The organism is Ferdinandcohnia salidurans (genome assembly GCF_042680725.1).
Taxonomy (GTDB): domain Bacteria; phylum Bacillota; class Bacilli; order Bacillales; family Bacillaceae_L; genus Ferdinandcohnia; species Ferdinandcohnia salidurans.
The window spans coordinates 105378-125637 of the sequence record NZ_JBHUEK010000034.1 but is presented as its reverse complement, the minus strand read 5'-3'; the positions used below and the strand labels follow the sequence as shown (position 1 = coordinate 125637).

Sequence of the window (20260 nt, the reverse complement as noted above, 5' to 3'; positions counted from 1 at the left end):
AGTGGTTGTTATGTATACACATAAAAAAAGATTGCCTTAACCACATCCCTACGCAGGTACAAGCCTGTTCAGGTAATGAGGGTTTCAAAGTACACTACTTTTTTCTCAGCTCTTATCAAGAGTTCCCCTAGTGAAAATACAAAATATTAACTTATACCCTAAAATTAACACAATTCCGTCCATTTGAAAAGGGATATGTTTCCAAGGGACCACAGGGACAGGTCCCTTGTCCCAGTTTTTCGCTTTCCTCCTAATGGTGAATGTTTTTAAGTAAATTGGAATTTTACTAAACATTCGCAAATAGCCGAATTCAAATAACATCCTTGATTGTCATCTGTTTTTCACCTAAAATGAAAGAATCTCCAGACGGCCTGAGTCTCTATAACCTGATTCAGGCCTTCATTTTGCATCTTAGAAAGGAACAACATGACATGAACTCATCTGAGTATTTTTATAGATTTCTAGAACCCATTTCCAAAGAATTAGCATTTCTAGCGGGGGAATTGGAACATACCATCTTTACTAGTCCGCGTACAATGTTAACTCACTCAAGGGTACTTATTGAGAATATTCTACAGCAAGTGATGGAATATGAAAAAATGAATGAAAACCCACGTATTACATTAAAGGAAAGACTCACTCTTTTAGATAATGAGGGAATCCTGACTACAGAAATAAGAGACGCCCTACATTTAGTTCGTCAGCTTGGAAATCAGGCCTCACATGACAAACGAAAGTTTCGTTATTCGGAAGCACTTTTATCATGGGAAGCGATTTACCAGATTGTCAGATGGTTTGTTGAAGTGTATACCTCATTATCGATAGAAGTCCCAGCCTATCAGGATCCAACCACTCCAAAGGAAGAACGTTATGATATTAGCGAATTGGAGCTTCGATTGAAATCTCTAGAGGATGTATTAGTTGCTTCGATGAAAAAGGGGACACCTGATAAAAAGGCTCAAGATGAGGTTGCTGATACAACAGAAGCTACTCCAGCCAAAATGGCAGAGCCAGGTTACACAACGATTCGTACGATCGAATATAGAGGGGAGACGCTGGAACTTCCTTATTTTCTACGCGATGCCTTTTTGTTACCACAACGATTTGATAAATCTGAGACCTTTTTAATTAGATTAGGTGCAGAGCAGCAAGCACGTATTATGAGCGAATTGCCTGGTAATCTCGAAGACTTGCATAAACATGTGAAACGTTTTAATGAAAACAACGATAAGCAATTTTTCGAAGAACTGAAAATCTTTATTGAAGAAGAAGAGATTCGTAGAAAAGTAACTTTCGAACGGCCGGGAGAACTCTTTTTATTTTACAAAGCAGATTACTTGATTCTAACCGATTCTCTTAAAAAAATCCCTCTCACCACAGACGAGTTCAAAGGGGTACCAAGCCTTATTAAACAATTAAACGAAGACGGAATCCATACTGTTGGCCAACTTCCTAAAGAGCTTGTAATCCTCGGAAAATATAAAAATGTTGGGGTTGTGAACGTAGCGAGATTGTTTGAGCAGTTGAAGGCGAAGTAAACAGGTTTCCTGTAATATGCATATACTATTTGTAAGGCACCCTGGCTGGGTGTCTTTTTTTGTAGTGGCAGTATTTTTCAAATAGTGGCAGTTTTTTTCAAATAGTGGCAGTAAATCTGGAATAGTGGCAGTATTTTCCGCTAATGAGAGTAAACTCGGCGATTCCTACATAATAGAATGATTAATCCATTTCATAAACTAAAATTCTATCTTTTTCTCCATTATTTTCGCCTCTAAAGTCATAAAAATCAATCACATTTCCGCAATTTACAACAAACGTTTTCGATTTCGGCAAGGATGTAAAATTGTTTACTAAAAAATTAATAAAAATACGATTATATGAGTAAAAAAAAGAAGGAAATTATTCTTTTTTGACGAATTTATAGGAGCAATCCTTTAGAGTGGCGAATGATCCCCTCTTAAATATTCCAAACAGCTGTGGAATAAAGTATTCGATGAAAACAAATAAAGGTGAGTGCATAAACATAATAAATTTTCACAGAACATTCGTTATTTATTAATTTTTGTCGGATAGTTCATAAGACGATTTTTCTAACTAGAACTAGGGGGATTACTGTGTTTAATTATGTAGAAACATTATTATTAAATTTGCTTTTTTTAGTCGTCTTTATCTTATTTATTCCACATATCTTTGAAACAAATGTGAAGAATTTTTCTTGCCAATTCAAAGAGCGAATTCAATTAATTTCAGTAATGATAGCAATGATAAGTTGTATGTTATTTCCACTTCACATCGGCGATGAAATTATCTTGGATTTACGGTCGATTGCTATAATGATTGGTGGTTTATACCTTGGCAGAAAAGCGAGTGTAATATTAGTTGCTGTTTTTCTATTCATTATACTTTATTTAGGAGACCTAGGCAGCGGTTTTTATGCATCAGCCTTTTCAAGTATAGTTATTTTGATTCCTTTATTTATGGTCCACAAAACGTTTAAAAATGCGACGAAGCATAAGAGAGTCCTAATTGCATGTAGTTTTTCGTTGTTTTTCTGTACATTTTTATTTGTTTTGCGTGCTATCGTACTAGGACATTTTAGTCTAACTTTCTATATGGAAATTATCATCTTTTTCTTGATTCATTTATTTAGTACATTTTTTATCGTGTATTTTTCCGAAATGCTACGAGAAAGTGTCTACATGAATATGCAGGTCATTAAAGCTGAGAAATTAGAGGTCGTTAGTCACCTTGCATCAAGTATTTCCCATGAAGTCAGAAATCCTCTTACCGTAGTGAAAGGCATTTTACAGATGTTATATAAAAATGAATGGGAGGAAGAGAAGAGAAATCAGTTCATTGAAATCTCCCTCCAAGAAATTGATCGTGCAAATGATATTATTGGAAACTATTTAACTTTTGCAAAATCCGTACAGGAAGAACATATAATAGTAAATCTTGAGAAAGAACTCCAACGTTCTATTAATGTGATTACACCAATGGCAAATATGAACTGTGTTGATATTCATACCATTATTGAACCAATTCGTATGAAAGGAGATCCACAGCTTTTACAACAATGTTTCTTAAATATTACGAAAAATTGTATTGAGGCGATGCCTAATGGCGGCAATCTATTTATTCGTACTGAAGAAGTGGATGATGGTGTAATTATTCAGATTAAAGACACTGGAGAAGGAATGACGAACGAGCAGCTTAACCGTTTAGGAGAGCCGTTTTTTACGACGAAAGGCAGAGAAGGTACTGGCCTAGGTATGATGGCGGTTATAAAAATTATTAAACTCATGAATGGAAAACTAGATGTTACCAGTACAAAAAACGAAGGCACACAATTCCGAATCTACTTTCCACACCCCTAATATGGATCAGCTACCTTGTCCCAAAACTAGCTTGAATACAGAGATTTAACAGTTCTAAAATTTCCATAAATGGTAGCAGAGCTGTATTTTTTTTGAAGGATAACTATAGAGAATAAACTTTCTTACTTCCAAGGAATATCTGGAAATTATCCTTGTAGTTTTTTCCTTCTATGCTATACTTTGATGTGTTTGATTTAACATGATTTAACATCTAAGAAGGAGGAAGAAATGAAACAATATCCATTGTTCCGCTATCTTTATATTTTTTATCCATTCGTATTTTTACTCCATACGATTAATATTTTTATAGGTAGTGAGACAATCAATTACATACTCGGAGTTCTTGCTATTCTCATGCTCATTGTGTCATTTCCTTTGGCATCAGGGCTTTTCAAAATTCTTGGGGGAGCATTTCTATTCATCGGCGGATATTTATTCTTTACAACAGGTCAATCCTTTCATCTGATTCCTAGTTTATTAACTTCAAATCTATCTCTTTTGACATTGCTAGCCATGCTGCCTTGGATGAATAGCATCGTAAGAAGTGGAAGATTTGATCGGAATATGAATTTATTGATGAAAGTGAATGTCTCTGATTTAGGGAAACTATACCCAAGGAGCTCACTCATTACGCATATTCTTGCGGCCTTTTTAAATCTTTCAGCTGCAACCATCTCTCAAGATGTACTTAAGAGCACTTTATCTTCTTTTAGTAAAGAAATTCGTAATTCGTTTATCACAACAGCTTCACTTAGAGGCTACTCATTAGCCCTGTTGTGGAGTCCGTTGGAGATCATGGTCGCAGTTGCCATCTTTACAACAGGTGTTGAATATGTAACTCTCTTACCATGGCTCATACTTATGGCAGTTATTTCGTATATATTAGATTCTCTGTTTGGGCGAATTTTTTATAAAAAATACAAGTTTGACGAAGTGAGCACGAAGAGACAGCCAAAAATCAATATGAAACAATTAGTGAGAAAGATGATTCAGTTCATCATAGCACTAGTCTTGTTCCTAGTCCTCGTTATCGTTATAGGAAATCTATTTGATTTAAGCTTTACGTTAACGGTAACAATCGTTATTTTCCCATTCGCTTTCATTTGGTCTTTACTAATGAAAAGAAGGAGAAGCTTCTGGACAATAGGCTGGAATAATTGGAAAAGCAAAACAAATACCATGCAGAATTTCATTGTATTATTTATCTCTCTGTCATTATTTTCGACTAGTATAGGGGATACATCGTTTTTGGAAGTGATTCAAAAACCACTTGCTTTTGTTTCGGATTATCCAATGTTAATCTTGTTCCTTATCCAAGTCATCTTTGTGTTATTAAGTATGTTTGGTATTCATCCGATTGCGACTGTAGGTATTTTAACCGGAATTATCACACCTATGTTTGAAGTAATCAATCCAGTTAGTATTGCCCTTGTTCTCATAACAGGGTCGGTAGCCACCTTTACAGTGGGTACGTATGGATTGCTTGTGACATTAACAGCCATGGGAACGGGGCAAAGCCCATTCCGAATTACCGTGCAGAACATGCCATTCGCCATCGGAATGTGGATCATCGGAACACTTGTAGCTTATTTGTTATTGTAAAAAAAACACATATTAATGTTTTAGTAGGGGCTGGCCAAGAGGGTCAGCTTCTTTTGGAGCTGTACAAAAAGGCCCCATAGGTAGTCGGAAGCGGAGCCTTGTAGCAATAGGTTCGATATTCGTTTCATGGCGGTAAAAGTGAATAGGACCATCTTTCTTATTTTTTCTTTTTCTTTTTAGAAAGTTTTTCTGTCATTTCTTCAAATAGATACTGTAAATGATCCATCTCAGCCTGAAGGTCAGAAAGTGAATTTTGAAGTGTATGATATTGATTCATTTCGTTCTGCAAGTTTAGTAATCTTCCATTCATTTCACTTAATAGTGCTTGTGTTTCATTATTTTGAGCATTTTCAATTTGATCAAGTCTTTCCATGATTTCCTTTAGTGCTTTATTTACTTCGTTATTGTTATTTGTACTAGATGACGTGGAAAATTGTTTGAGTAAACTTCCAAATCCACCTAATCCTCCACCAGATAATAATGAGGTTGTATTGAGTCCATTCAAGCCATTTAACCCGTTTAACCCGTTTAACCCGTTTAACCCATTAAGTTTTGATAAAACATCCTCATTCACGGAAACAGTAGAATTCTCCTCTAATTTCTCAGAAAGCTTGCTTAGCGTTTCTTCACTAAACAAAGAATTAGCAACTTTCATTAGATCCTCCATTTCATTTGTCTTGTCTTCATTGTTCATTTCGGTAATCTGTTCATTATTCTTATTCATTTCATTCATTCTTTTTTCACCCCACTCGCAATTCTATTGATAGAAAAGGGACCCTTAGATAGGAGCCTATCCAAGGGAAACCATCTAGTTTATATTACTCATTAAGCAATTGTTCCTAGAATCTCGTTGATACAATTAATAACGATGTTGCGTTGTTCTGGAGTACCTAGCAATACAGCAATCAGTAATGCGATGAAGAAAAACAAAGCGATTAGCAAAGCAGCAAGATTCATAAACGCTACCTCCTTTCTATTTCTTTGTAGGAGACGTCTCAATCATAATGTATGTAGAAAGGTATGAAATGAATGGTACAATAGCTTGTTTTCTATTAAATTAAGGCATAAATCTAGTAAAACTACACGAATAACCAGTTATGGTACGGGCTTTTGATAGAATATAGGACATGTTCCTAGTACCCCGATTTTCAATGTTCATCAAAACACAATAGGGCTAGACACACTTTACAACCTACCATGTATATGTAAACCAAACGATTAAAAGAACTAGACTTCTTAAAAACTTTTCGAATTAATTTCCTCAACTTTTCGAATAAATCCCTAACACCTCCAATAGTGTAGTAATACAACTATTCAATTGAATTATTTAATGCTCAACAAAACCATGAAGATATTTGCTGAATAGGAATCTTATAAGGAGGAACGTGATGATAATAGAAGATGTAAAACATGAGCCTAAAATTCTTTGGGAGCCTGGTGAAGAAAGGGTTAGTAATGCGAATATTACTGCGTTTGCGAAGCGAGTTGGGATGTGGCCAATTCAATACGAACGCTTTCATAAGTGGTCGTACGCGTATCCAACAGAATTTTGGTCGGCAATTTGGGATTATACCACTATTATTGGGGAAAAAGGCGAAGACATACTAAAACGTCCTGATGATGGAAAAATGTTAGGAACGAAATGGTTTCCACAAGCAAAACTTAATTTTGCCGAGAATCTTTTACGTGGAGATGGGAAACGTCAAGCAATCATTGAGGCAACAGAAGATGGTGTCACACGATCACTAACACTGGAACAGCTTCGAACCATGGTCGCAAAAGCACAAATAGGCTTACGTTCACTAGGTGTTACGAAAGGGGACCGAGTAGCTGGCATTGTCACTAATGGAATTGAAGGGCTCGTTGGTCTACTTGCTTCTGCCTCTCTAGGAGCGGTTTGGACGACATGTTCACCTGATTTTGGGCCTCAAGGAATCGTTGACCGTATTGGCCAGGTGCAACCGAAAGTCTTAATTACTTCTATGTCTTATCAATATAATCGTAAAAAATTTGATCTGAATGAAAAGATTCAAGAAATAGCAATGATGATGGAAGGGATTTCTACGATTGTCACCCTAGAAACTGCTCAATTTTCACCTAAAGATAAAAATGTAAACGTTATCAATTGGAGTGATTTACTTCAAAATGATGCGACAGAACCAGAATTTACGCGAGTTGATTTTGATTCACCTCTATATATTCTTTATTCATCTGGTACAACAGGATTACCGAAAGCGATTGTTCATTCTGTTGGTGGCTCGTTACTTAAGCATGTAACCGAGCATCAACTGCACTGTGATGTGAAGCCTGGTGATGTCATGTTTTGGTATACGAATACTGCTTGGATGATGTATCACTGGTTGGTTTCAGGGCTAGCAAGTGAAGCAACTCTCTTACTCTATGACGGTGCAGCCGTTCTAAAGAATGAACCAGGATTTTTATGGAAGATTGCAGAAGAAGTCGGGTTAAACCATTTAGGATTAAGTCCAAAGTATTTAGACATGATGATGAAGATTTCCTATGATGTTCAAAACTTACATGATATGAGTCTTATACGGGGTGTGTATGCATCAGGAGCTCCTGTTTCACCAGAACAGTTTGATTGGGTCTACAAACATATTAAAAAAGATATGTTGTTCGCTTCCATCTCGGGAGGATCAGAAATATTAGGGTGTTTTGTAATGGGATCACCTCTTCATCAAGTTCGAAAGGGAGAAATTCCATGTAAAACGCTTGGGATGGCTGTAGATGTATTTGATGAACGTGGTGTATCTGTCTTTCACCAAAAAGGAGTTTTGGTTTGTACAGAACCTTTCCCAAGCATGCCTATTACTTTCTGGGGAGACGATGGGGACCAACGCTATTTCGACACTTATTTTGCAGAACGTGAGGGTATATGGGTTCATGGTGACCTAGCCGAACAAACCATTGATGAAACGGTAGTTATTTATGGTCGTACAGACACAACATTAAATCCTGGCGGTGTACGTATCGGGACTGCAGAAATCTATCGTATTATCGATCAGTTTTCCGATATTCAAGATTCAATTGTATTCGGAATGAAGATCGATGGAGATGAGGAGGTTGTTTTGTGTCTGGTTATGAAGGATGAGATTACTCCTGAGTTCGTTAAACAACTTCGTTACTCTATTCGATTAAAGGCCTCGCCTAGACACGTGCCAAAAAGAATTTATCAGGTGAATGAAATCCCGTACACCTTAAATGGCAAGAAGGTCGAAGGTGCAGTGCGTTCGGTTGTTACAGGAAAGCCTGTGAAAAATAAAGGATCAATCATTAATCCACATTGTTTAACTGAATATGAAAATCTCACATTGAAGAGTTTTCTCTAATAGTAAAAAAATGAACCAATTTAAAAAAGAGGAGTGACAATTTAATGAAAAAGACAGTACTACTTGATGGCTGTCGTACACCAATAGGTCGATTTATGGGTGCTTTATCAGAAAAAACAGCTGTGGACCTTGGTTCAACCGTAGTTACTAAGCTACTTGAACGTGTTCCCAATCTGGAAATTGATGAAGTCATTTTAGCTCAAGTCATTCAAGCGGGGCAAGGTCAAAATCCAGCACGACAAGTGGCAGTACAATCTGGATTAGAGTTAACAATTCCAGCAATCACATTAAATAGTGTATGTCTTGCGGGGCTTGCGACAGTTGCTGATGCAGTTCGCAGAATTGAGAGAGGCGAAGGAGAAACCTATATTGTTGGTGGTTTCGAATCAATGACAAATGCCCCACACACATCTGTAATTCGGCACCAACAAAAGATGGGTAATGTTTCTTTCTACGATACATTGAATGATGGCCTCTGGTGTTCTCTTTCTGACCAATCAATGCTAGGGATTGCTGAAAAGTCGAATCGAGAGCTTAATATTTCGAGAGAGGAACAGGATCACTATGCTGTCCTTTCTCAAACTCGTGCAACAAATGCGCTGGAGAAAGGTTTATTTGAAGAAGAAATAGTAGCATTTGAAAATCTATTACAAAAAGACGAGGGAGTCAGACCAGGAACATCTTTTGAAAAAATTAGTAAGCTCAGAACAATCGAAGCTCAAGGTACAATCACAGCTGGAAATGCTAGTCAAATGTCAGATGGTGCAAGTGCAGGCATTATTTCAACTCTAGAAATCTCTGAAAAAATCGGAGTCAAACCACTAGCAACAATCATTGATTGGGCAACTGTGTCTGGTCCTGATACATCGTTACATCTCCAGCCAGCAAATGCAATTCAAGCTTTGCTCAAACGCACCGGATTAAACCTTTCAAATATCGATTTATTTGAGATCAATGAAGCGTTTGCTGGTGTGGTAATTGCTAGTCAACGAAAGCTAGGTTTGCCAATGGATATTGTCAATGTGAATGGTGGAGCTATTTCTGTCGGACATCCGCTTGCTGGGAGTGGTTTTCGACTTTTACTCACATTAGCCTATGAACTGAAACGCCGAGGTGGTGGTCGCGGAATCGCATCCCTTTGTGGTGGTGGTGGCCAGGGAATGGCTATTTTAATAGAAGTCTAACATCTTAAGGAGGGGTTTGTAAATGAGTGAAACAAAAAACGTGAATGGATGGACGAAATGTAGATTTGAACAGCCTAAAGTCGGTGACTTTTCAGAAATTGTGAAAGAGATTAGTTTAGCGGATATTGAACTCTTTAGTGCGATGACTGGTGATCGAAATCCACTTCATACGGACAAAAAGGCTGCCGAATCTTCACGATTTGGTGGATTAATTGTTCAAGGCGGGGTGACAACCGGAATTTTAAATGCCATTGTAGCAGAAAATCTTCCAGGACCAGGGTCTGTATTCTTAACCGTACAATGGGATTTTAAAAAGCCTGTCTATGTAGGAGATACGATTACGGGAAAGATTGAGATACTTGAGGTTCGTGATGATAAACCAATTTGTAAAATAAAAACATCAGTTCGAAATCAAAATAATGAAATATGCCTAGAGGGTACGGCAGTTACGTATACTGCTGCTTTAGATGAGTAAGAATGAATCTCTGGAATATGGAAAATATCACACCAATAAGTTAATTTTGTTATCACTTGCCATGCTTGGCACAATGACAACATGGTTCTCAATGACTGCTGTTTTACCAACTTTAATCGATCTATGGGGATTGAGTAGTAGTCAAGTTAGCTATATTACGATTATGGTCAATTTAGGATTTATAATCGGTTCTTTGGTGTCGGCATTTTTAAATCTACCTGACCGTATTGAACCACATATATTATTCTTTTGGTCAGCCATACTCGCAGGAGTTACGACCATTTTAACGGCTTTATTAGCTAAAAGTTTAATTGTTGCATTATTATTCCGCTTTTTCACAGGCGTTGCCTTGTCAGGTGTATACGGTCCAGGGATGAAACTCGTTTCCACTTGGTTTAAAGGGAGACGTGGGATGGCTTTAGGGCTAGTCGTGGGTGCACTCACGATTGGCTCAGCTGGACCCCACTTTTTTAAAGGGATTGGGTTCTCCTCATGGGAACTGGTTTTATTGATTACTGGGATCTGCTCTATTTTATCTGGGTTCCTAATGCTTCTTGTAAAGGTAGGACCCTATCCACTGCCCACTGGTAACTTTGACCCAAATGCGATTCCTCGTGCTTTTAAAAATCAAAAGGTTCGCCTAGCGAACTTTGGTTACTTTGGTCATATGTGGGAGCTTTACGCGATGTGGTCCTGGTTTGGGATATTTTTAGCAGAAAGCTTCAGAACAAATGGGATGGTTCATTTTTCTACTTCCGCTTCAATTGTAACATTCGTAGTTATTGGTTCGGGATTTTTTGGAGCTTGGTTTGGGGGTGTTTTTGCCGATCGAATTGGCCGGGAAAAAGTAACATTATGGTCATTAGGGGTTTCAGGCTCAATCACACTTATCATTGGATTTTTCTTCGGTAGCTCGCCCTGGATTATTGCCATTTTAGGTATTATTTGGGGAATAAGTATTATTGCAGATTCTGCTCAGTTTTCAGCACTCATCACTGAGCATTCTGATCAGCGCTATGTCGGTTCATCATTGACAATCCAATTAGCATTAGGTTATGTCCTTACGATTATTGTCATTTATCTCGTGCCCTTAATCGAATCATTTATTGGTTGGAAATACACGTTTTTAATTCTTGTACCTGGACCGCTTCTTGGGTTCCTATCAATGTATCGGTTAATGCGGTTAAAGACTGGGGCTACAATGGGTAGCCATAAGGAAGTTGGGAAACTTGAAAAAATGTAAGGTACTTTCACTCTAAAATGATAACGCTTTCACAAATATTTAGTTGAGAGGGGAATTTCTTTGATAAGTAGACTTAGTCGTTTTTTTAGTAAGCTAATGGAAAATTATTTACCAGAATCCTATATTTTTGCAATTGGTCTTACGCTTTTAACGTATATTCTGGCGCTTATTTTCGTTGATATTGGACCATTTGAGCTAGTTGGGGCATGGGGTGACGGGCTTTGGCAGATTCTTAACTTTGCAATGCAAATGATGTTGATCCTTTTAACCGGACACTGTTTAGCTTTATCAGCACCTATTCAAAAATTGTTGAACAAGATTGCTAAAATTGCTAAAACACCAAAACAAGCAGTGTTTATTGTTGCGTTCGTAGCTGCAATTGCCTCCTGGATTAACTGGGGATTTGGTTTGATAGTCGGTGGTTTATTGGCTCTTCAGTTAGCAAAACATCAAAGAGTACACTTTCCTTTATTAATTGCAGCTGCTTATTCCGGTTTTGTAATTTTTCATATGGGACTTTCTGCTACGGCACCATTAACTTCAGCAACTGCTGGAAATCCTGCAAATCATGTTGAAAAAGTTTTCGGCATGATCATTCCGATAACTGAATCCGTTTTTGCATGGTGGAATATACTTCCTGCAATACTTATCTTATTTACAATGCCAATTATACTTTATATGGCATATCCAAAAAAGAAAGAAGAAATTATTACAGTTGATCCAACAATTATTGAAGATAAACCAGTGATTGGTAGCCAAAACGAAGCAGTAGGTAGCAGAACATTTGCACAAAAACTTGAAAACTCTAAACTTGTAAACTTAGTTCTAGTTGTATTTGGTGTTGCATATCTATTTAATCACTTTGCGACAAAAGGTTTTAACTTAGACATTAATATTGTTATTGGAATTTTCATGTTCGCTGGTATCATCTTGCATAAGACGCCAATGAATTATGCAAATGCAATGAAGAGTGCTATAAAAAGTTCAAGTGGGATTGCTTTACAGTTTCCATTATACGGCGGAATCATTGGAATTATGAATACTGGTCTAGCGGTTGTAATAGCTAATTGGTTTCTTTCTATTTCAACAGAGCATACTTTTTATTTGTTCCAGTTTTTAAGTGCAGGAGTTGTAAACTTCTTTATTCCCTCAGGTGGTGGACAATGGGCAGCCCAAGGTTTAATTACAATGGAGGCAGCAAAAGGATTAGGTATGGATCCAGCGATCAGTATGATGACAGTGGCATGGGGTGACCAATGGACAAATATGATTCAACCAATGTGGGCCTTACCAATATTAGGAATGGCAGGTTTAAAATCAAATGCGATTATGGGATATACATTGTTAACTTTACTTTGGACTGGACTTATATTTGGCGGAATGATGATATTACTAGCATTCATAGGGTAATATAAATAGAACAAAAATAAATTATAAAATTAAAAAAATTGGTATGAAACTGTAGGTTTTCTATTAAACTAGATATATAGTAGAAGTCCTTCGGAATGTAGAAAATGAGGAGGGATAAATCCAGGAGGTTATGATGGATAAAAGAGAATTTAATGATACAATCTATTATTATTTTTCTAGGGTCGGAAAGGCGTTAACGAGTCCGAAACGCATGGAACTTCTGGATTTGTTAACGCAAGGCCCTAAAACAGTAGAAGCACTATCAAACGAAACCGAAATGAGCATCGCGAATACATCACAGCACCTACAGGTACTCCTAGATGCTAAACTTGTGAAATTCCGCAGACGGGGAAACTTCATGGTCTACTCATTGGGAAATACTAAAGTTTGTGAGTTAATCCAATCTTTGCAAAAGGTAACGGAAGACCGATTTGATGAAGTACGCCAAATGCGTACTGAGTTTATCGAAAGACCAGAAGAAATCGAAAGTCTAGAGTTAGAAGAGTTTTTAAACATGGAAGAATCGGATGGTGTAGTGGTCGTCGATGTTCGACCAGAAACTGAGTATAATGCATCACATATAGAGGGTGCTATCTCTATACCATATGATTCCTTTATGGACAGAGTCAGCGAACTTCCGACTGATCGTCAAATTATTGTCTATTGTCGTGGTTACTACTGCGTACACGCAACAGAAGCCGTGCAGTATCTGGCGTCACAAGGATACCAAGCAATTCGACTAAATGCCGGTATCCAACACTGGAAGCGTGCGGTTGGGACAGAGGGACAGGTCCATCGTCCCACCCAACACGTTTCGGACCTTTGTTAAATATTGAATGTTTTAAAACAGTTTAAACGGAGGCTGCTACTGCAGCCTCTGTTTTTTATTGGAAGGTAAACTGACTATTTTATTAAAATCTAGCAGCGAAAGCTATTGGATAATTACCAATTTTTCTTCTATAATGAAAACTAGTTCGAGAATGGGACGGAGGGACAGGTCCCGTGACCCAAGGGTATTAAAGAGGAGGAAATTATGAGTTTTCCAAAAGTAAACGTAGAGAATATCAAAAAGAATTTATTAAATATAGGAACTATTAATTCCGGTAATCTAGGTTATAATCGATTAGCTTTTTCAAGTGAAGAAAAAAAGGCAAATGAATGGTTACAGGATCAGTTAAATAATCTAAATCTATCTGTGTATGAAGATTCCGTTGGGAATGTACATGGCAGATTAGGTAGCCTTGATAAACCTGCAATTGCTTTTGGTTCACATTTAGATACTGTTAAAAATGGCGGCCTTTATGATGGTGCCCTAGGAGTGATAGTTGGTTTGGAGTGCCTGAGAGTTCTTAAAGAAAATGGCTATAGCGGAGTTCCACTTGAACTTATTAGTTTTGTCGGTGAAGAAGCGAACCCGCTAGGCGGAACATTTGGAAGCAGAGCAACTGCGGGCTTAATTAATGATGGTGATTTATCGGATGATGAATTGGAGAAATACAACCTTAATATGTCCAAAATTAAAGAGGCTAGAAAAAGTAATAATGACTATCTTTCCTTTTTAGAATTACATATTGAACAAGGAAGTGTGTTAGAAACAACTAACAACCAGATTGGGATTGTGACTGCCATTGCTGGTATTTCAAGAATGCATGTTCATGTGTTTGGAAAAGCAAGCCATTCTGGCACAACTCCTATGAACGTAAGGAATGATGCTTTAGTATCTGCTGCTTCAATTATTCAACAAGTAAGTGAACGAGCTACTAAGCAAAATAATGATATTGTAGCGACTGTTGGAAAGTTAGAGGTCTTTCCAAATTCGGAAAATGTAGTACCTGGAGATGTTCAACTAACGATTGAGGTCAGAGGTAGCGATTGGAAAGAAATGAAAGAGTTTGAGCAACAATTAATAGATTGGATGAAGGCAAACCATCAAGTAGAAATAGAAGTGGGTGTACAAAAGTATCCGAACACCTTATCTGAGAAAGTCCAACAAGCAATAGAGAGTGCTTGTAAAGTCTCAAAAGTAAATTATCACTATATGGTTAGCGGTGCAAATCATGATGCGAACTCATTAACAAGACTAACAGACGCTGGGATGATCTTCATTCCAAGTAAGGATGGCCTTAGTCATCATCCTGATGAGTATAGTTCATGGGAAGATATTGAGGTTGGAGCCAATGTCATGCTTCAGACTATTTTGGAACTGTCGAAAAAGGTGAGTTAACTTGAGCCTCCAGCAAATTGAGACATCCTATTTGGATTTACATAAAGCTAAGAAACTATTAGAAATCAATAAGTTGCTAACACAGTCCTTGAATTTACAAGATGTGTTGCAAAACTTAATTACTGCAGCAAGTGAATTGGTGAACATTACCGATACGTTTATTATTTACTTATATGACGAAAAGGCTGGAAAGCTTAAGTTTGAAGAGGGTAAAGGCGTTGATGTAGAAAGCTTAAAGAAGCTTGCCCTTGACCCCGGAGAATCCATAACAGGCCAGGTATTTACCAAAAAGAAGGCCATCCTCTTTAATTCTGAGCAGGAAATTGATGATTCTATGAGTACGATGTCTCCGGAAAACTATCATTATTATTTTAAGGGTGTTAATGGTCGGAAAATTAAAAGCGCATTCTGTGTTCCAATCGTTTACAAAGATTATTGTTTTGGTGTCTTAATCGTTGATAATTTTAACCATGATGGTCTTTTTTCAATGGCTGATATGGAGGTTATAAAAATTATTGCCGACCAAAGCGCCATCGCTATTGAACATTCTCGGGTTTATAATAATTTGTTGAAGAAGAATCAACTATTAACCAATTCAATCTCGATTCATAAAAAATTCTATCAAGTGATTATAGAAGGCTATGGAATCAAGTCGATCATCCCGTTGTTAGAGGAATTGATTCAATCTCGGGTCATCTACCATGAGACCAACCTTTTTCAAAGGAATGACCGCTACTTTCCCATCGTACGTGGTCAGGAAATTCTAGGGGTACTTGAACTGGAGAAACCTTTTGCTGCATTTGTTGAAAATGAACAAATCATTATCGAGCATGCAAGCTTAGCCATGGCACTTGAAATAACGAAGGATAGTGCACTCCTCGAACAAGAGCTGCATTTTCGAAATGAAGTGTTTAATCAGTTGTTAAATGAAGTCCAACATTATGATGTCGGGCGGATTATGCATTATTTAAAATGGAATCAAACAAATGACATTCAATGTATAATTGTTGAAAGTGCTGTTGATTCGCTCTGGAAAAACAACAAAGTAAAAGAAAAGCAATGGCTCGTCCTATCAATTGAAAAAATGCTGAATAACATTTGTAATAAAAGTTTTGTCGTGACCCACACGTTTCAGCTCATTATCCTGCTTCCGGGAGTGACAGACCCGGTACTCAAAAAAATCATCCAAGAAATCGAGTCGATTTTAGGGAAACAAAAAATCTTAGTTGGAATTGGACGAAAAACTTCCTTGCAGCAATTAGCCACATCTTATCAGGAAGCACTGCGTTCGATCAGCTATGCAAAGACCTATAAAACCTCAAACATCATTGAATATTCGAAGCTAGGTATGGAACGACTATTCCATGAAATGGAACAGCATACCATTGATATGTACATTCAGGATAAAATCGGAAAGCTCTTAGCTTCAGATGCCAGTTTACTAGAAACGTTGCTTTGTTTTATTAAAAAAAATAAAAATCACAAGGAAACGGCTGCTGAGCTTCATATTCATGGAAATACTTTATACTATCGACTAAAAAAGATTGAAGAAATCCTTCAATTTAGCCTAAACAATGAAAAAGAATGGGTCGACCTCATGATTGCGACTCAATTATATGTTGTGAAGCACAAAAATAAATAGCCATGGGACCTGTACTCTTGTCCTTTTTATGTCTCTATATGTGGCAACTCACAAAAATGAATTCTAAATTTTGTGGGTTGCCACATTTGTCTTTATAATTTAGAATATTATAATTAGTAACAATAATAGAGGAGAGGTGATTCCGAATGGTTCAAACGTATTTTAACTACATAGATGGTGAATGGGTGTCTGCCCAATCCGAAGAAGTATATGCTAGTATCAACCCAGCAAACACGGATGAGGTTTTAGGTTATTTTCAGAAATCTGATGAACGCGATGTTGAGGTAGCGATTCAAGTGGCGGAACAAGCATTTAAGACATGGTCACAGGTTGCAGTTCCTGAGCGTGGGGATGTATTGTTCAAATTAATCTATTTACTTGAAGAGCAAAAAGAAGAACTAGCAGCCATTATTACGAAAGAAGTCGGTAAAACCTATAAAAACTCACTAGCGGAAGTTACGATTACGATTGATGCGATGAAGCAATTCAGTGGTGAAGCAACCCGATTAAAAGGGGAAACAGTACCTTCAAAGAATGCAGAAATTTTTGGATACACTGTGAAAGAGCCTCTAGGAGTTGTTGGAGTCATTGCTCCTTATAATTTCCCTCTTGGGATCGGAATTTGGAAGATTGCACCTGCCATTGTTGCTGGAAACACGGTTATTTTTAAACCGGCTAGTAACACATCCCTTATTAGCGTAAAGATTATCGAACTATTTGAGAAGGCTGGTGTACCAAAAGGAGTTATTAATATGGTCACAGGTCCTGGTGGTGTAATTGGACGTGCGATTGGAAATCACCAGAAAATAAAAGCTGTATCTTTTACAGGTTCAACTGACGTAGGATTGGCATTAGGAAGAGCCGTCACAACTCGTGGAGGAAAAATGCAGGCGGAAATGGGCGGAAAAAATGCCTCCATTATCCTTGAAGATGCTAATTTAGATGAAACGATACAAAATGTGGTCATTAGCGGATTTTTTGATAATGGCCAACGTTGTACCGGAACGAGCCGATTAGTTGTTCCAAAAAGCATTTCAAAAGACGTTATTAGTAGATTAGTAGATGCGGCGAACTCCCTATATATTACCGATGGCTTTGACGAAAAGGTAGACAATGGTCCAGTGATTGATGAAAGTCAGTTAAATCTTTACTTAAAACATGTCGATCTAGCGATTGAAGAAGGTGCAACTCTCGAATGTGGTGGTCAGAGATTGACAGACCAAGGACGAGACAAGGGCTATTTTGTCGCACCAACCGTCATTAGTGGAGTTACACCAGAAATGACTATTTTTAGAGAAGAAATCTTCGCACCCGTCATTGCGGTAATCGAAGTAGATTCCTATGAAGAAGCATTAGAAGTAGCAAACGACAGTGATTTTGGCTTATCGTCAACGATTTATACGAAGGACTTAGAAAAGGCCATGCATTTCGTGAAACATATTCAAACGGGTGTTACACATGTCAACATTCCATCGAATTATTTTGAAAACCAATACCCATTTGGTGGTAAAAAAGCATCCAGCTTAGGTCCAAGAGAACAAGGATCAACTGCCCTTGAATTCTGGACAGAGTACAAGACAGTTTATATCAAAGCATAAATACTAGTTTACAAGACTGGAGGATTATGATGACAGCGGTCGGTATAATTGGATGCGGGTTAATGGGAAGTGGAATTGCGAAGAATTTACTCAAAAATCACTACAAAGTCCACGTATTTGATATTAATGAATCTGCGGTGAAGAATTTAGTTGACCATGGAGCAATTGCAGCTGCAACACCTAGTGATATGGCAAGTGAGATTGATTTTTTAATAGTGTCACTTACTTCACCTGATATTATTAAAGATACACTTTTACACGAACAAAACGGTGTACTTTTTAAAATGAAAAAAGGTTCGTTCATTTTGGATATGAGTACAAATGATGTACAGCTAACAAGAGAAATTCATAAAACCGCCGAAGAAAACGGGATCCAGTTTTATGATTGTCCACTAAGTGGTGGCCCTGAAGGAGCAGCGAATGGGACGTTGACCATTATGGTTGGTGGGAGTGAGGACCACTATCCAACGATTCTCCCAGTCTTACAAGCTGTAGGTAAACATATCGAATATGTTGGGAAGAGTGGAGCAGGGCAAACCGTAAAGCTTTGTCACAATATGGTCGTAGCAGGTGTGATTACTTTATTAAGTGAAGCCTTTTTAACCGGAGAAAGAGCTGGGGTATCAAAGGAAAAACTTGCTGGGATTCTTCAAAAAGGGTCTGGTCAAACCCGAGCGATGGATGTTTTCGGGGTAAACATATTAGACGAGTCTTTTGACAATGTGAAATTTTCACTGGCCAATATGACTAAGGATATCCACTTGTACCGTGAATTAGCTGAAAACTCACAAGTTTCTACTTTTGTCAGTGACATGACCCATCAACTCTTTCACTTAGGAAAGAACAAAGGGAAGGGTCAACAAGATTCATCAGCGGTATACACCGTATTAAAAGAAATGATGAAACAATAAAAACCATAGGAGGGCATTTAAATGGAAAATTTATACGAAAAATTAGACGAAATTTATGATGAAATTGTCTCTATACGCCGATATTTACACGAATACCCAGAGTTATCATTTGAGGAAGTAAAAACAGCAGAATACATTGCTACCTACCATGAAAAATTAGGTCATGAAATCCGGACTGGTGTTGGCGGCAATGGAGTAGTAGCTTATCTAAAAGGAGATCGACCTGGACCAACTGTTGCATTACGTGCAGATTTCGATGCCCTCCCGATTTTAGAACAAACGGATGTACCCTTCAAGTCTAAAAATGACGGTGTGATGCATGCATGTGGTCATGACGGTCATACTGCAACCCTACTTGGTTTAGCGAAAGTGTTAAATGGGATGAAAGACGAACTTGAGGGTACAGTTGTATTCATCCATCAGCATGCGGAGGAATTGCCACCGGGTGGAGCTATTTCAATGATCGAAGATGGTTGCCTAGATGGTGTCGATGTAATCTTCGGCACGCATTTACAAGCTCAAATGCCAGTTGGAGAAATCGGTTATCGAGTTGGTGCAATCCAAGCAGCTCCAGACCGTTTCGATATTAAAATTCAAGGGCGCGGCGGACATGGTGCGTACCCACATCAAACAATTGATAGTATTGTCGTAGGAGGACAACTAATCAACAACCTACAACAAATTGTGAGCCGGAAAGTGGATCCATTGGATTCAGCCGTTGTATCTGTAACCTCTTTTGAGGCAAAAAATCCTTACAATGTCATTGCGGACTATGCTGAAATGATTGGTACAGTTCGTACTTTCAAAGAAGAGACTCGTAATTTTATCGAAAAAGAAATGGAACGAGTGGTTCGTGGAACTTGTGATGTGAATGGTGCAGATTATGAATTCACCTATACACGCGGTTATCCAACCCTCATCAACCATAAGGTAGAAACCGAATTTGTTGCAAAATTGGCGGAAGACGTTCCAGGAGTCAACAAGGTTACTGAAACCGAACCTGTTATGGGTGGAGAAGATTACGCGTATTATTTACAGCATGTCAAAGGTACCTTCTTCTTTACAGGTGCAGAGAATCCAGAATGGAAGGACTCTTACCCTCACCATCATCCGAAGTTTGATATTGATGAGCGTGCACTTTTAATCGCAGCAAAGACATTAGGCAAAGCAACTTTAGAATATATGAAAGTACATGCAAAAGAGGCTGTAAAATAACTACCATATAAACAGCATCACTATTTAAA

16 protein-coding genes and 1 riboswitch are annotated in these 20260 nt (G+C 37.8%); of the genes, 14 read left to right on the top strand and 2 right to left on the bottom strand.

The features are described from left to right. Positions 1–28: 28 nt before the first annotated feature. Positions 29–139, bottom strand: a riboswitch (TPP riboswitch). Between the two features lie 292 nt (positions 140–431). The 3 genes from ACFSFW_RS22890 (at position 432) to ACFSFW_RS22880 (ending at position 4979) form a co-directional block, all read left to right on the top strand. After that, entirely contained in the window at positions 432–1538 is a 1107-nt protein-coding gene (locus tag ACFSFW_RS22890) for a DUF4145 domain-containing protein (RefSeq protein WP_388041776.1), read from the top strand. 576 nt (positions 1539–2114) lie between these two features. Further along, a complete protein-coding gene (locus tag ACFSFW_RS22885) occupies positions 2115–3377 on the top strand; it encodes an ATP-binding protein (protein WP_388041773.1) in 1263 nt (420 codons plus the stop codon). Positions 3378–3605: 228 nt separating this feature from the next. Beyond that, positions 3606–4979 carry a hypothetical protein gene (locus ACFSFW_RS22880; RefSeq protein WP_388041770.1) on the top strand — a complete coding sequence of 458 codons (1374 nt, stop codon included), beginning with the start codon at positions 3606–3608 and terminating at the stop codon, positions 4977–4979. Between the two features lie 157 nt (positions 4980–5136). Here the strand turns inward: ACFSFW_RS22880 and ACFSFW_RS22875 are convergent, their stop codons facing one another. Next, positions 5137–5712 (bottom strand): hypothetical protein, encoded by a 576-nt coding sequence (locus ACFSFW_RS22875; RefSeq protein WP_388041767.1) that lies wholly within the window; start codon positions 5710–5712, stop codon positions 5137–5139. A 92-nt stretch (positions 5713–5804) separates the two neighbouring features. Beyond that, entirely contained in the window at positions 5805–5936 is a 132-nt protein-coding gene (locus ACFSFW_RS22870; RefSeq protein WP_388041765.1) for a hypothetical protein, read from the bottom strand. Positions 5937–6367: 431 nt separating this feature from the next. Between ACFSFW_RS22870 and ACFSFW_RS22865 the strand changes: the two genes are divergently transcribed. The 11 genes from ACFSFW_RS22865 to ACFSFW_RS22815 all read left to right on the top strand — a co-directional run bounded on the left by ACFSFW_RS22865 (position 6368) and on the right by ACFSFW_RS22815 (position 20231). Then, positions 6368–8329 (top strand): acetoacetate--CoA ligase, encoded by a 1962-nt coding sequence (locus ACFSFW_RS22865; protein ID WP_388041762.1) that lies wholly within the window; start codon positions 6368–6370, stop codon positions 8327–8329. Between the two features lie 44 nt (positions 8330–8373). Then, entirely contained in the window at positions 8374–9513 is a 1140-nt protein-coding gene (locus ACFSFW_RS22860) for an acetyl-CoA C-acyltransferase (protein WP_388041759.1), read from the top strand. A gap of 22 nt (positions 9514–9535) precedes the next feature. Further along, positions 9536–9988, top strand: a complete 453-nt coding sequence (locus ACFSFW_RS22855) for a MaoC family dehydratase (RefSeq protein ID WP_388041756.1) — start codon at positions 9536–9538, stop codon at positions 9986–9988. Continuing rightward, a complete protein-coding gene (locus tag ACFSFW_RS22850; RefSeq protein WP_388041752.1) occupies positions 9981–11231 on the top strand; it encodes an MFS transporter in 1251 nt (416 codons plus the stop codon). Before ACFSFW_RS22855 ends, ACFSFW_RS22850 begins: the two co-directional genes overlap by 8 nt. A gap of 60 nt (positions 11232–11291) precedes the next feature. After that, on the top strand, positions 11292–12641 hold the full coding sequence (locus ACFSFW_RS22845) for a short-chain fatty acid transporter (protein WP_388041749.1): 1350 nt from the start codon (positions 11292–11294) through the stop codon (positions 12639–12641). A gap of 133 nt (positions 12642–12774) precedes the next feature. Continuing rightward, entirely contained in the window at positions 12775–13470 is a 696-nt protein-coding gene (locus ACFSFW_RS22840) for a metalloregulator ArsR/SmtB family transcription factor (RefSeq protein WP_388041746.1), read from the top strand. Positions 13471–13674: 204 nt separating this feature from the next. After that, entirely contained in the window at positions 13675–14865 is a 1191-nt protein-coding gene (locus ACFSFW_RS22835) for a M20 family metallo-hydrolase (protein ID WP_388041743.1), read from the top strand. 1 nt (position 14866) lies between these two features. Continuing rightward, positions 14867–16507 carry a helix-turn-helix domain-containing protein gene (locus ACFSFW_RS22830; RefSeq protein WP_388041740.1) on the top strand — a complete coding sequence of 547 codons (1641 nt, stop codon included), beginning with the start codon at positions 14867–14869 and terminating at the stop codon, positions 16505–16507. A 146-nt stretch (positions 16508–16653) separates the two neighbouring features. After that, complete coding sequence (locus ACFSFW_RS22825; RefSeq protein ID WP_388041737.1) at positions 16654–18105, top strand: aldehyde dehydrogenase family protein; 1452 nt, start codon at positions 16654–16656, stop codon at positions 18103–18105. A gap of 29 nt (positions 18106–18134) precedes the next feature. Further along, positions 18135–19016 (top strand): NAD(P)-dependent oxidoreductase, encoded by an 882-nt coding sequence (locus ACFSFW_RS22820; protein WP_388041734.1) that lies wholly within the window; start codon positions 18135–18137, stop codon positions 19014–19016. Positions 19017–19037: 21 nt separating this feature from the next. After that, positions 19038–20231, top strand: a complete 1194-nt coding sequence (locus ACFSFW_RS22815; RefSeq protein ID WP_388041731.1) for a M20 family metallopeptidase — start codon at positions 19038–19040, stop codon at positions 20229–20231. The last annotated feature ends 29 nt before the right edge of the window (positions 20232–20260 follow it).

Excerpts from the sequence above, each read along its gene's own strand:
- ACFSFW_RS22865 (WP_388041762.1), top strand. The coding sequence starts at position 6,368 with ATGATAATAGAAGATGTAAAACATGAGCCTAAAATTCTTTGGGAGCCT.
- ACFSFW_RS22860 (WP_388041759.1), top strand. The coding sequence starts at position 8,374 with ATGAAAAAGACAGTACTACTTGATGGCTGTCGTACACCAATAGGTCGA.
- ACFSFW_RS22880 (WP_388041770.1), top strand. The coding sequence starts at position 3,606 with ATGAAACAATATCCATTGTTCCGCTATCTTTATATTTTTTATCCATTC.
- ACFSFW_RS22850 (WP_388041752.1), top strand. The coding sequence starts at position 9,981 with ATGAGTAAGAATGAATCTCTGGAATATGGAAAATATCACACCAATAAG.
- ACFSFW_RS22835 (WP_388041743.1), top strand. The coding sequence starts at position 13,675 with ATGAGTTTTCCAAAAGTAAACGTAGAGAATATCAAAAAGAATTTATTA.
- ACFSFW_RS22890 (WP_388041776.1), top strand. The coding sequence starts at position 432 with ATGAACTCATCTGAGTATTTTTATAGATTTCTAGAACCCATTTCCAAA.
- ACFSFW_RS22820 (WP_388041734.1), top strand. The coding sequence starts at position 18,135 with ATGACAGCGGTCGGTATAATTGGATGCGGGTTAATGGGAAGTGGAATT.
- ACFSFW_RS22815 (WP_388041731.1), top strand. The coding sequence starts at position 19,038 with ATGGAAAATTTATACGAAAAATTAGACGAAATTTATGATGAAATTGTC.
- ACFSFW_RS22855 (WP_388041756.1), top strand. The coding sequence starts at position 9,536 with ATGAGTGAAACAAAAAACGTGAATGGATGGACGAAATGTAGATTTGAA.
- ACFSFW_RS22840 (WP_388041746.1), top strand. The coding sequence starts at position 12,775 with ATGGATAAAAGAGAATTTAATGATACAATCTATTATTATTTTTCTAGG.
- ACFSFW_RS22825 (WP_388041737.1), top strand. The coding sequence starts at position 16,654 with ATGGTTCAAACGTATTTTAACTACATAGATGGTGAATGGGTGTCTGCC.
- ACFSFW_RS22875 (WP_388041767.1), bottom strand. The coding sequence starts at position 5,712 with ATGAATGAAATGAATAAGAATAATGAACAGATTACCGAAATGAACAAT.
- ACFSFW_RS22870 (WP_388041765.1), bottom strand. The coding sequence starts at position 5,936 with ATGAATCTTGCTGCTTTGCTAATCGCTTTGTTTTTCTTCATCGCATTA.